Raw genomic sequence first — 12,423 nt, 5'->3', positions numbered from 1 at the left:
CTAAGGCAGTTCCTACTAAGTCAGGAAGCTTTAAACTAATAGATAATTCTCGTGCTTCTTTCGGGGTCATGGATTTTGCAAGTTGACTACCGCAATGTCTATGTTACAATTATAACTAAAACTTAAATAACTCTTAAAATATGACCAAAACTATTAATGCCAAAAACCTAACATTAGCAGAAGTACACCGTCTGTTCGGCTTTCAAAAGCAGTACACGAACTCATTTACCTCTCTGTTATCCCTTGAAGATATAACAGAACACGAACAGCAGGAACTTATACAAATTAGGGATGATTTCGATGACTACATTTCAACGGATCGAGTTTCTGAAGGACTGGTAAAAGCTCTGACTACCTTTCCCTTAATGCGATTGGCTGGCTTCTACCGCCGCCCGATTAAAATTAGTTTAGAACAAGACATCGCCGAAATTAGCATTGAAGATGAAGATACTATCATTAAAGGACGGTTTGATATCTTGGCTGTCAACAGGATAAAACCTATCAGAAGCGATACATATTTTTGGGTTTTGGTGATTGAAAGTAAAAATTCTGGAATCAACGCATTGATGGGTTTATCCCAATTGCTAACCTATGCTTATCAAAATTTAAAGTATCAAGACACAATCTGGGGCTTGACAACAAACGGAATGCACTATCAGTTCGTCAATATTCAGGGGGGCAATAACCCAACCTATCAGCTATTGCCTTTGCTAAACCTGATGGAGCCCGAACCTTCAATTTTGTTGCTGCAAGTTTTAAAAGCTATTTGTAAGCTATAAAAAAAGAGGCAGAGAAAATTCCCCGCCTCCAATCTGCAATGACTGTTAACCTAAAGGTTAGATTAGCCAGCCAATACTTTTTAGTAGCCTCTGGTGTTAGGCTTGTGGACGATGAAGCTGAGCACTTGGCATTGCTTCACGTTGTCAAAACCCATGACGCGGATGTAGCACGTCGGATTTTCTTGGCGGCAAGATTGAATTTCAGCCATGATTTCTTGGACGCTGCGAGCACCAAACAAAGGCAACTTCCACAAAGTCCAGTAGCGCATTTCAGCAGCAGAGGTTTCATTGAATTCTACGCCGGGAATGTAGCCTTGATCTAGGATGTACTGGAGTTGCTTGGCAATTTGCGCGTCTGTCAGCGGGGGCAAATAGGACAGAGTTTCGTAACGACGCTCTTTAGGTAAAGTCTTCATTTTTTGTATCTCTAAGGTGTGTGTTCGATCGCACTTGTCGATCTATTAACTCGACAAATTATCCAGATTCGGTTCAGAATCTATTGATGTTTCAGGATTACTGATAGAAACAGACCAATTAAGTTGCGTAGTTCGCTCTAAATGCTGGCGTCTGTGTTCCATATTCGCCTGTTGAATGCCAGTACAAACCATTTCTGGCAAAAATTCCGTCACATCGTGAGCCAGATACTCTCGCACAGTCATGATCCGAAAGCCTAAATCTTGATTTTCCAAAAGCAACTCTTGAATATAAGCTTCTCCATCTTGGATTTTGCCCTTAGTGGAAAAGTCATTCAACCAGATTGCCAGAGGAGGATTGGTTTCGCTCAACTGAGCGACCACAACCCGCACGGATTGATAGGTTAGGTAACTTGCCAGCACCTTAGCGGTGTCTTTCGCAACTTGTTTGAGATCCATTTTTGACCCCAGCTCCCTCAAATTTTAGATTTTGGATTTTAGATTTTGGATGCAAACTTACAAGTAAATCTTCTTCAAAGATAAAGACTTCCCAGCAAGTTTGCGACCTAAAACCTAAAATCTCAAACCCAAAATCATCAAACGGTATCCATTGCCTCGAACTCAAACTTGATTTCTTTCCAGAGTTCGCAAGCAACAGCCAGTTCAGGGCTCCACTTACAAGCTTCGCGAATAATGTCTCCGCCTTCACGCATCAAGTTGCGGCCTTCGTTACGAGCTTGGACGCAAGCTTCCAAAGCAACGCGGTTAGCAGTTGCACCAGGTGCGTTACCCCAAGGGTGGCCCAAGGTGCCGCCGCCGAACTGCAAGCAGGAGTCGTCGCCGAAGATTTCCACCAAAGCAGGCATGTGCCAGATGTGGATACCACCAGAAGCAACCGGCATGACACCGGGCATGGAGGCCCAATCTTGGGTGAAGTAAATACCGCGGCTGCGGTCTTCTTCGATGTGGTCTTCGCGCATCAAGTCTACGAAGCCCATCGTGATGCCTTTTTCGCCTTCGAGTTTGCCCACAACTGTACCGGAGTGCAGGTGGTCACCGCCGGACATCCGCAAGCACTTGGCAAGCACGCGGAAGTGGATACCGTGGTTTTTTTGACGATCGATCACGGCGTGCATAGCGCGGTGAATGTGCAGCAAAATACCGTTGCGGCGGCACCATTTAGCCAAGGTGGTGTTTGCAGTGAAACCACCTGTCAGGTAGTCGTGCATGATGATGGGGGTTTTGATTTCCTTAGCGAACTCAGCCCGCTCCATCATTTCTTCGCAGGTAGGGGCAGTTACGTTGAGGTAGTGACCCTTGACTTCGCCAGTTTCTGCTTGGGCTTTTTCAATAGCTTCTTGAACGAACAAGAAACGATCGCGCCAACGCATGAACGGTTGCGAGTTGATGTTTTCGTCGTCTTTGGTGAAGTCCAAACCGCCGCGTAGAACTTCGTAAACGGCACGGCCGTAGTTCTTAGCAGACAGACCCAATTTGGGCTTAATGGTACAGCCCAGCAAAGGACGACCGTACTTGTTCAATTTGTCCCGCTCAACGGTAATACCGTGAGGAGGGCCTTGGAAGGTTTTCAGGTAAGCAATGGGAATCCGCAAGTCTTCCAACCGCAGAGCGCGCAGGGCTTTGAAACCGAACACGTTACCGACCAAAGAGGTCAGCAAGTTGGTGACGGAACCTTCTTCAAACAAATCCAAAGGATAAGCGATGAAGCAGATGTATTGGTTGTCTTCGCCGGGAACTGGTTCGATGTCGTAGCAGCGACCCTTGTAGCGGTCGAGGTCGGTCAGGAGGTCAGTCCAAACTGTCGTCCAAGTACCAGTCGAAGATTCAGCAGCCACAGCAGCGCCTGCTTCTTCTGGGGGAACTCCCGGCTGCGGTGTGACGCGGAAGGCAGCCAAAATATCTGTATCTTTCGGCGTGTAGTCCGGCGTGTAATACGTTAGTTTATAGTCTTGAACTCCGGCTTTATACCCAGCCTTTGATTGAGTTTGGGTTTGCGCGTAAGCCATATCTCGCTTCCTAGTATTCGCTTAATTTTTTTGCCCGATCGCAGGCTGTTAAAAATATATCAACAAAGTGTCACTCTCCAATTTTAATATTCTTTTAATCATCATAAGTATTGTTTATTTTGCTTTACATTCCGAAAATATTTGTAACATATCTTAGGAAATTCCCGTGGCGAAGGATGCAGGAGGAAAGGCTGGGGATCGCAGAGTGGGGGGGGATTTTGAGCGAGCGAAAGATATTGTGCAGCAAGCGGAACAGGGGATTAATACGGTTTATGTAAAGAATTTAATACTGAAAAATCAGAATTGGTAAGGAGTAATCGGCAAGGGGGAAGTAGTTAGAAATACCTAAAGTTGTGGATTGCAGTTGAGATCGATCTCAACTGCAATCCAGTCTGCAATCTAAAATCCAAAATCCAAAATCTAAAATCTAAAATCGACTGACTCCAAGACCGCCAACTCAAAAATCGACAGCATAGCACATAATATGGACAGGACTGGTGCTATCAAACCAAATCCGTCGTTACAGCCATTTAACCTCGCTGAAAACCGGGTTTCTGCGTTAGCAGCGCGTAAGTCTACTATGGATATTAGCCCCATTTTTACTCTGGTTGTGCCTCACCCCCCTTCAAAAGCCGTTCACTGCATCAATCCAGATTGCCCAAGGCCCTACCCTCAGACTTGGGGCAACAATTTTTGTCATAGTTGCGGGGCTCCGCTGCGACTAAAAAATCGCTACGTGCCTCTAGAAGGCCTCGGTTCTGGGGGTTTTGCAGCAATTTTTACAGTTTGGGACACAGAAACTCAAACCGAGCGCGTCCTGAAAGTATTGCTCGAAACTTCCCCGAAAGCGCTGAAACTGTTCGAGCAAGAAGCTTGGGTTTTGGCACTTTTGCGGCACCCTGGCGTCCCTAGAGTCGAGCCTGACGGTTATTTTCACGTCCAAACGCAAAATTTTGCAGGCGGGGATGGAAATCCGGCGGCGAAGCGGCTGCCTTGTTTGGTAATGGAAAAGATTCACGGCAAAACTTTAGAAGAGGTTCTCGACGAGCACCCCCAAGGATGTCCGCAGGAATGGGTGTTTAGTTGGCTGAGTCAAGCTGTGGAAATTTTAGAGGAGTTGCACAGGTGTCAGATTATTCACCGCGACATTAAACCCTCAAATTTGATGCTGCGAGACCCGGAATCGCCCCAAGTTTTGCTAAGCAAGGGTTTGGGCGGACTACAATTGGTGACGATCGACTTTGGGGGAGTTAAACAGATGGGCGGTGTCGAATCCGTGGGGAAAGATTCTCGGAGTTCGACGCGGTTGATTTCGCCTGGGTACAGTCCCCCGGAACAAATTGTGGGCGGCGGTGTGGTGCCGGCAACGGATTTTTATGCGCTGGGGCGGACTTGCATTCACTTGCTGACGGGGAAGTATCCGGCGGAAATTGAAGATCCGATGACGGGAGAGTTGCGGTGGCGCCACATTGTATCTGTGAGTCCGGCTTTGGCGAATTTGTTGGACGATATGGTGCGATCGAATGTGCAACAGCGTCCGGCGACTGCAGCCGATGTTCGGGCGCGTTTGCAGGAGATTTATTCCAGGAGTAAGGGCAAAATCGCGATCGCCCCAATGGGTCAAGCTATTGTAGAATTCTGCCGGCAAGTAGTGGTTGCGGGGGCGCAAAAAACTGTCAGCCTGACTGGTGTTGTGTTCGGCGCGATCGCCCAAATCGTGGTAGCTTCTCTCGATACCGGCTGGGAAATGGTGCTGGGTGCGGTTGGTGGAAGTGCGGGGGCGATCGGCGGTTTGGTTTTGGGTTATGCTTCGCCTATTGGCCCGGAAATTGCCAGTTTTCTGAATGAAGGTTTGCACCAATTAATTCCTAACATGACTTTCGCTGTCGGGCCAGAAGTGCTGCTGTTTGGGTTGGCGGGGTTCGGAACTGCGATCGGTTTGACGGATGCGGGGAGTTTTCGCCAGCAAAAACAGTATTGGCTGTCTGGATTGATGGGAGCTCAGGGCTATTTGTTGGCGGGTTTGTGTTGGATGGAAGCAACAGCTTCTAGTGGTGTGCAGGGGGTTATTTTGGGAGCTTTTGCGATCGCCTCTTTGACTGTGGGAATGGGTTTGCGGAGCCATCAATTAGTTCACGCTTTGGTTGTGGCTGTTTTCTCTACGGGAATGTTTCTGTTGCTGAATGCTTGGAACATTTTTCCGGGGAGTTTCTTTGGGATTTTGTCACTGTCTAACGTTCCCTTCGGCTGGCTGCAAGTTTGGGGTTCAATTGTGTTTTTTGGTTTGTTGGGAAGTGCGATCGGGCTTTGTTTGGGAGTGAGTCATTATTTAGTTGTGCCCGTGCTCAGGTGGTTGGGATGGCGGTAGAAATTAACACCAAATCACTATGCTAATCGAGTCGTTATTAATTAAGTCTGTCTCAAGATTGTCAATGGTTGGTGCTCTGGCGATCGCCCTTGTCCTCAGCAGCCCCAATCTAGCCAAAGCCGAATCGCGAGATCGAGCCGTTGATAGATTAACCGATTTCTTGTTCTACAGGGTTAATCCTCAGTTAAACAATCGCAAACTCCAAGCGGGCGATCGCGAATATAGCAATCAATGGCGGAGATTGCGCGAAGCGATCGATCCGCGAGTCAAGTCGGTACAAGAAGTCTGTTTTAGGCCAGCCCCAGAAGAGACAGGATGGGAATTCACGACAATTAACGGCGAAACCTACGAGCAAACCTACGATTTACTTGCAGATACAATTTTTTATAGCCGCCATCCTCAACGAACCGGACAGCCAATTCCCAAAAGCGATCGGATCGGCATTAGTGAATGGTCAGCAATTCGACGCGAAATGTATATTTCCAATTGTGGACTGTGAGACTCGATCGCCTTACAGCGCAGCATTTATCGAAGATAACTCCTAGAGTAGAGGTCATCTCTACACAACTCTGTAAAAAGAAAGGTTTTAAACCGATGACTATGAAAAGTTGGATATGCGATCGCACTCTTATTACAACCATAATTATTGCACCATTGATGGGACTAATCGTCATTGGATATACAAGTTTTGCCGATGCGGCCCCACAGCAACAATTTCCCAGCATAAATAGTGCAAACATCGAGCCAAAAAGTAAAAAAAATTACCTGAATAATCCCGAAAAGAATTCAACAATCGAGGCTTTAAATAAAAAAGTTCAAGTCAGCATTGAAAATTCTGTAAAGGTCCCTGAAAAAATACCTATTCAACAAGGTATGCCATACAAAGAGGCGCGTCAAATCCTGATTCAACAACGGTGGCAGCCCAGCTTACAGGGTCAACCTAACCTCAGAAATCGTTCTGTTAAAGAGCTATTTGATTTGGGGTATAAAGAGATTAAGGATTGTTCTGGTACAGGAGAGGGGCCTTGTCGTTTTGAGTTTATCAATCAACAAGGAGAACTGCTAGTTATAGTCGCTACGACAAGAGGTGCTGAAAATACAAAACGTTTTGTGAGGAATTGGTGGATTGAGAAAAATACAAATAGCAATCAACAAAAATTGTCATCCAACATAATTCAAGAAGGTCGTTATTGGTTGGGAGGTACGGATCAGGGTTTAGAGGTCAAGGGAAAACAATATCGATATTATGACGAGTCTAATATCGAGCGACCATGGCAACCTCTCTCTGAGCTACAATATATCAAAAAAGGCGTTGTGTTTGATGGAAAAAGTTATTGGTGTTTATCTAGTCTCGCACCTAAAACGGGAGGTATTTCTTGTTCTAAAGATGGATGGCAACAAAAGATTTATCACCAGCTATATCGGGGAGATTGATAATTTTTATTGGGTTTAATCGTGGTAATTAAATCACTTTCAATTAATAAGTCAAAATCGAAGTTTTTAGGGGTGTGTGCGTTAGCTATAGCCCTTGTACTCGGTGGTTCCAATCTAGACAGTGCTACAGCGCGCGATTATGAATCACGAACTCAAGCTGTGGATAGGTTTACGGATTGGTTTTTTTATAGAGTCAATCCTCAATTAGGAGGTCGCAAATTGCGATCGGACGATTCTTCTGCCTACATCCGCGAATGGAATGCTATTCGCAATACAGTCGATCGAGAAATGATTACTACACAAGGAGATTGCGTCGGTGATGCTTTCTGGGACTTCGATTATCGTTCTCATGGGCGATCGCTAGATCGGATTGCAGATACAATTTGGGAGATCCGCGATCCATCGGGTGACAAAACTCGTGCAGATGTTTCTAAACAAGAATGGCAGAATCTTCGTCAATCAATAATTAGAGAGCATTTTTGCTATTAAGTTGCCATATTTGTCAACCCAATTTAAACAATAATGAACAACAGCGCTTTTAGTTACAAATATTGTTAAAATGTAAAATAGGCAACCTCGATTGTAGATCATTTAGTCGAAAGACAACGAAAACATTCTCTAGCAAAACAAAAGGATAAAAAAATGGGCCGAGTCACCGCAACAATAACCGTCACCAACGAAGTAGACAAGATGCTAGCAGAAAGAGGGTTCATCCCCGCGCAAATACGCTGTATCACCATCGATAACGTCTTAGTCGATACGGGCGCAACTCGACTCTGCTTACCAGCAGATATTATCGCTCAGTTAGGTTTAACTTTAGTTGGTGAAATCCAAGGAAATACTGCAATAGGATCTAGACAATTTCGTCTGTTCAAAAATGTTGGTCTTGCCGTAGCTGGACGAGAAGGCAGGTATGATTGTGTAGAAATTCCCGCAGGAGAAGAACCTTTACTGGGCTTAATTCCCCTCGAAGATTTGGGTTTAGAACCGGACTTGAAAAATCAGCGGTTGATTGTTTTGCCGGCGGAGGGAAACCAAAGTTATATTCGCGTGTAAAATCTAAATTATTAACGTTAAATGCTGGCTATACCTACATTAGAGCTTACTTGTCTCTGATTCATTGTTTAAAATCCCGATCGATCGCAAAATTTGATAGTTTTTTGTTATTATGGGAAATAGTAGTTGACTCAAATAGGTGACTCAACGTAATGAACATATCCTTAACTCCCGAACTAGAGCAGTTTGTTCAGTCAACAGTAAACAACGGTAGATACTCATCAGCTTCTGAAGTGGTATGGGCTGCGTTACGATTGCTAGAACAACGAGAAATGGAACGCTTGGTGCGTTTAGAGGAACTCCGCAAGGAAATAATGATTGGAATTGAAGCTTCCGATCGCGGAGAGGTTTTTGATGGTGAAGAAGTGTTAAGAGAACTGCGTGAGGAGATTCAGCAAGCCGATGAGGGTGAAAAATGAGTCGATACACTTTGAGTGCCCCTGCCAAGCAAGATTTAAGGGAACTCACGAACTATCTGTTGCTGTTTAGCGCCAATGCAGCCAACCATTTTGTTAATGTTTTTCAGGAAAAATTTCGTTTATTAGCAGATTTTCCAGAAATGGGGCGCAGTCGTGAGGAATTAGCACCGTCTCTACGCAGTTTCCCTGTAGATAAATATGTAATTTTTTACCGGTTATTAAAAATGGTATCCAAATTGAAAGGGTGTTGAGTGGTTATAGAGACTTTGAGGATGTTTTTGTAGAAGACAGATAATATTATATTTTTGCACTAAAATGTCAGTCACTACTCATCAATTAATTCACTGGAAACAACAAGGGCGGTCAATTGTTGCCCTGACAGCTTATGATTATGCGATCGCCCAACTCATCGATCAAGCAGGCGTAGATATCATCCTAGTCGGCGATTCCCTCGCCATGACAGTCTTAGGCTACGACACAACCCTACCCCTAACCCTCGATGAAATGCTGCACCACGCTAAAGCTGTGCGCCGTGGAGTTAAACAAGGATTAATTGTGGTCGATTTGCCGTTTTTGACTTACCAAGAAAGTCCCCAGCAAGCCATGCACTCGGCGGGGAGAGTTTTGAAAGAAACCGGCGCTCAAGCTGTAAAATTGGAAGGTGGATATCCAGCAATGGCCGCCACAGTTTCCCAGCTAACATCCGCCGGAATTCCGGTAATGGGACACGTCGGTTTAACTCCGCAGTCGGTACACCAACTCGGTTATAAAAAACAAGGAAAAACGGCCCAAGCAGCCGATCGCATCATAGCAGAGTCGATCGCACTTCAAGAAGCAGGTGCCTTTGCGATCGTCTTAGAACACATTCCCGCAGACTTAGCCGCTCAAATTACCCAAAAATTAACTATTCCGACAATTGGTATCGGCGCGGGGCCGCACTGCGACGGCCAAGTTTTAGTTACTTCCGATTTGTTAGGACTTTCTGAAAAACAGCCACCTTTTGCGAAAGCTTACGCCAATTTGCGAGAAACAATTACCCAAGCTGTGAAAGATTATTCCCTTGAAGTTAGAGAAGGCAAATTTCCAGAATAGGTTCTTAGTGAGGACTTTCCTCTTTAAAAAGGAGGACTAAAATCCTCACTACAAACCTAATTTACACTTTCGGCTGGCCCTCTTCCTCTTTATCCTTCTCAACAGCTTCATCCTCAGATTGACTGATGCCATCCTTAAAACTACGCAAGGTTTTGCCCAAAGCATTTCCCAACTCAGGAATCTTCTTGGGGCCGAAAATTAGTATGGCAACCACCGCAATAATGCCCATTTCGGGCAATCCCAGACCAAACATACAAAATCTCCTGTAAAACTTGCTCGATCGTAAGTCAATCTACTGATATTGTTAAAGTATCTACCTTTTTTCCTGCATCCTGCAACAGTAGAATCAAGTTTTATTAAGCTATCCCCCGATAAATAGGAATGTTAGAAATATCCCAGCCTTCTCTGCGCGACCAACAGCACCATCTCATCCGCGATTTAGCAGACCGGATGGAAGCAGTATGGCACCGCTATCTCGACCTCGAACCCTACCACCTGCCCGCTGAGTTGGGATACGTAGAAGGCCGCTTGGAAGGAGAAAAACTGATCATTGAAAACCGCTGCTATCAAACGCCCCAGTTCCGCAAAATACACCTCGAACTCGCTAAAGTCGGGCCGGTACTTGACATTCTGCACTGCGTGATGTTTCCCAGGCCGAATTATGCTTTGCCGATGTTCGGTACGGATATAGTAGCAGGCAAAGGTCAAGTTAGCGCCGCGATCGCAGACCTTTCTCCCCTCAATCGAGATCGAACTTTGTCGGAAACCTACCGAACCCAACTGGGAATTTTGCCGATTAAGCAATTTTCTTGTCCGCGCCAAATTCCCGAATGGGGGGATATTTTCTCAGAATTTTGCCTGTTTGTGCGGCCAGAGTCGATCGAAGAAAACAGTCGGTTTTTGGATATTGTTGAATCCTACGTTGAAATTCACTGCAAACAGGCAGTCGCTTCCGAACCAGTCTCTGCCGCCGAAGCATCGGAAATTCTCGACGCTCAAATTTACTACTGCACCCAGCAGCAGCAAAACGACAAAACCCGCCGCGTACTCGAAAAAGCTTTCGGTCAAGATTGGGCAGAACATTACATGACCGAGGTGCTTTTTGATATCCCTAAATAGCTGAAATTGGTTTACAATACTTCACAGTGGGTGAAAAAAACTTAATCAGGAAATCACCTACTTTATAAGTCATGGGAAAGGAATCACGGCTCAAGGATAAATCATTTTTAAAACCCCCTGGCCGAGGAATCATCGGTTTAGCGATCGCCGCCACTGTCTTTACCACAGGAGTCGGTTTTTGGCAAGTATCTCAAATTAAAAAAGCCGAAGAGTTAAAGGCGGCGGCTGCAACAGCGGCTGCAACTTCCGTCGCTACCCGCACAAGCGTTACCGCTTTGGGTAGGTTGACTCCCCAGGGGGAAGTTATCAAATTGTCGGCCCCTTCGGCGTCGGAGGGAGCAAGAATTGAACAGTTGCAGGTGGAAGAGGGCGATCGAGTCAGTCAAGGACAAATCATAGCAGTTCTCGATACGCGCGATCGGCTCCAAGCAATCCTCCAACAAGCTGACAAAGAAGTCAAAGTCAAACAAGCAGAATTAGCGAAAATTCAAGCAGGCGCAAAAACAGGCGTTGTCGGCGCCGGGAAAGCAGAAGTTGCCAAGTTTCAAGTTCAACGTCAAAGAGAAACCGAAGGCGAAGCAGCGAATGTCGCCCGCTTAGAAGCTCAACTGCGAAGAGAAACCGAAGCTGAACAAGCTAACGTCGCCAAATTCGAGGCACAATTGCAAAGAGAAACCGAAGCCGAACAAGCTAATCTTGCCAAATTTGAGGCACAACTAGAAAGAGAAACAGAGGTGCAGCAATCCAAATTGGCTAGGTTAGAAGCTCAATTGCGCGGCGAAATAGCCTCTCAAAACGCTACAGTTGATCGGCTAAAAGCCGAATTGAAAAACGCCGAAGCCGAGCAACAACGCAATAAAGAACTTTCCGAAACAGGCGCAATTTCTGCTTCCGCCTACGACACCAAACGTTTAGCAGTAGAGACGGCTCGGCAGAGAGTCAGAGAAGCTGAAGCCATATTAGAAAAAACAGTGCAAACACTGCAAGAGCAAATAGTCGAAACTAAAGCCACAGTCAAACAAACAGTAGAAACAGGCAAGCAGGAAATCAATCAATCCAGAGCCAATCTCCGACGCAAGTTAGAAACAGGTAGGCAGGAAATTAACCAAGCCAGAGCCACCTTAAATCAAAAGATAGAAACTGGTAGAGAACAAATTAATCAAGCCGAAGCAATACTCAAACAAAAAGCAGAAACCGGCCAAGAAGAAATCAATCAAGCCAAAGCAAATCTCGACCAAATAGCCGAAGTCCGTCCCGAAGACGTGCAAGCAGCCCAAGCCGCCGTAGAAAGTGCGATCGCCACCAAACAAAAAGCTCAAGTAGACTTAAACTTAAGTTACGTCAAAGCACCCGTATCCGGCTACATCCTCAAAGTTCACAGCCGACAAGGAGAAGCTGTCAACACTCAAGACGGCATCGTAGAACTAGGCGGCACCGACCAAATGTATGCCGTAGCAGAAGTTTACGAAACCGACATCGCCAAAGTGCGAAACGGCCAGCGCGCTACCGTCAGCAGCCCGGTTTTTGCAGGCACTTTGGAAGGGACAGTCGCTCGCATCGGCAAACAAATCAGCAAAAAAGATGTCCTTAATACAGACCCGGCAGCCGACACCGACGCGAGAGTTATCGAAGTAAGAATTCGCCTCAATCCAGAATCTAGCAAGAAAGTTGCAGCCCTAACAAACTTGCAGGTTGAAGTCAAAATAGATATCTAAA

At 45.7% G+C, this 12,423-nt stretch carries 15 protein-coding genes; 11 read left to right on the top strand and 4 right to left on the bottom strand.

Going from position 1 to position 12,423, the window contains the following annotated elements:
• The first annotated feature begins 140 nt into the window (after window positions 1-140).
• Window positions 141-779 (top strand): restriction endonuclease subunit R, encoded by a 639-nt coding sequence (locus tag QUB08_RS26825; RefSeq protein WP_333228672.1) that lies wholly within the window; start codon window positions 141-143, stop codon window positions 777-779.
• Window positions 780-859: 80 nt separating this feature from the next.
• Here the strand turns inward: QUB08_RS26825 and QUB08_RS26820 are convergent, their stop codons facing one another.
• From QUB08_RS26820 to QUB08_RS26810, 3 genes are all read right to left on the bottom strand, one after another.
• Window positions 860-1,195: a ribulose bisphosphate carboxylase small subunit gene (locus QUB08_RS26820; RefSeq protein ID WP_333228670.1), complete on the bottom strand. Its 336-nt coding sequence runs from the start codon at window positions 1,193-1,195 to the stop codon at window positions 860-862.
• A gap of 45 nt (window positions 1,196-1,240) precedes the next feature.
• A complete protein-coding gene (gene rcbX, locus QUB08_RS26815; protein WP_333228668.1) occupies window positions 1,241-1,651 on the bottom strand; it encodes a RuBisCO chaperone RbcX in 411 nt (136 codons plus the stop codon).
• Between the two features lie 137 nt (window positions 1,652-1,788).
• Window positions 1,789-3,219 carry a form I ribulose bisphosphate carboxylase large subunit gene (locus tag QUB08_RS26810; protein ID WP_333228667.1) on the bottom strand — a complete coding sequence of 477 codons (1,431 nt, stop codon included), beginning with the start codon at window positions 3,217-3,219 and terminating at the stop codon, window positions 1,789-1,791.
• Window positions 3,220-3,703: 484 nt separating this feature from the next.
• Here QUB08_RS26810 and QUB08_RS26805 point away from each other — a divergent pair, with 484 nt between their 5' ends.
• The 8 genes from QUB08_RS26805 to panB all read left to right on the top strand — a co-directional run bounded on the left by QUB08_RS26805 (window position 3,704) and on the right by panB (window position 9,588).
• Window positions 3,704-5,587, top strand: coding sequence for a serine/threonine-protein kinase (locus QUB08_RS26805; protein ID WP_333228665.1), 1,884 nt, complete (start codon window positions 3,704-3,706; stop codon window positions 5,585-5,587).
• 64 nt (window positions 5,588-5,651) lie between these two features.
• Window positions 5,652-6,086: a hypothetical protein gene (locus tag QUB08_RS26800; protein WP_333228663.1), complete on the top strand. Its 435-nt coding sequence runs from the start codon at window positions 5,652-5,654 to the stop codon at window positions 6,084-6,086.
• The gene (locus QUB08_RS26795) at window positions 6,083-7,021 is read left to right on the top strand and encodes a hypothetical protein (RefSeq protein WP_333228661.1); all 939 of its coding nucleotides are present in this window, start codon (window positions 6,083-6,085) and stop codon (window positions 7,019-7,021) included. The genes QUB08_RS26800 and QUB08_RS26795 overlap by 4 nt, the downstream gene beginning before the upstream one ends.
• A gap of 21 nt (window positions 7,022-7,042) precedes the next feature.
• Window positions 7,043-7,510: a hypothetical protein gene (locus QUB08_RS26790; protein ID WP_333228659.1), complete on the top strand. Its 468-nt coding sequence runs from the start codon at window positions 7,043-7,045 to the stop codon at window positions 7,508-7,510.
• Between the two features lie 153 nt (window positions 7,511-7,663).
• A complete protein-coding gene (locus QUB08_RS26785; protein WP_333228657.1) occupies window positions 7,664-8,077 on the top strand; it encodes an aspartyl protease family protein in 414 nt (137 codons plus the stop codon).
• A 152-nt stretch (window positions 8,078-8,229) separates the two neighbouring features.
• On the top strand, window positions 8,230-8,496 hold the full coding sequence (locus QUB08_RS26780) for a type II toxin-antitoxin system ParD family antitoxin (protein WP_333054747.1): 267 nt from the start codon (window positions 8,230-8,232) through the stop codon (window positions 8,494-8,496).
• Window positions 8,493-8,747 (top strand): type II toxin-antitoxin system RelE/ParE family toxin, encoded by a 255-nt coding sequence (locus tag QUB08_RS26775; RefSeq protein WP_333228655.1) that lies wholly within the window; start codon window positions 8,493-8,495, stop codon window positions 8,745-8,747. The genes QUB08_RS26780 and QUB08_RS26775 overlap by 4 nt, the downstream gene beginning before the upstream one ends.
• 64 nt (window positions 8,748-8,811) lie before the next feature.
• Window positions 8,812-9,588, top strand: coding sequence for a 3-methyl-2-oxobutanoate hydroxymethyltransferase (panB, locus tag QUB08_RS26770; RefSeq protein ID WP_333228653.1), 777 nt, complete (start codon window positions 8,812-8,814; stop codon window positions 9,586-9,588).
• A 61-nt stretch (window positions 9,589-9,649) separates the two neighbouring features.
• On the opposite strand, the gene tatA is transcribed toward panB, so the two are convergent.
• Entirely contained in the window at window positions 9,650-9,841 is a 192-nt protein-coding gene (gene tatA, locus QUB08_RS26765; RefSeq protein WP_333131724.1) for a twin-arginine translocase TatA/TatE family subunit, read from the bottom strand.
• Window positions 9,842-9,969: 128 nt separating this feature from the next.
• On the opposite strand from tatA, the gene QUB08_RS26760 reads away from it, so the two are divergent.
• Both QUB08_RS26760 and QUB08_RS26755 read left to right on the top strand, forming a co-directional pair.
• Complete coding sequence (locus tag QUB08_RS26760) at window positions 9,970-10,707, top strand: phycocyanobilin:ferredoxin oxidoreductase (RefSeq protein ID WP_333228650.1); 738 nt, start codon at window positions 9,970-9,972, stop codon at window positions 10,705-10,707.
• Between the two features lie 71 nt (window positions 10,708-10,778).
• Window positions 10,779-12,422 (top strand): HlyD family efflux transporter periplasmic adaptor subunit, encoded by a 1,644-nt coding sequence (locus QUB08_RS26755; protein ID WP_333228648.1) that lies wholly within the window; start codon window positions 10,779-10,781, stop codon window positions 12,420-12,422.
• Window position 12,423 lies beyond the last annotated feature (1 nt).

This window comes from Microcoleus sp. BR0-C5, from assembly GCF_036705045.1.
Lineage (GTDB): Bacteria > Cyanobacteriota > Cyanobacteriia > Cyanobacteriales > Microcoleaceae > Microcoleus.
The sequence above is the reverse complement of the archived record's forward strand: the minus strand, read 5'-3'. Positions and strand labels throughout refer to the sequence as shown.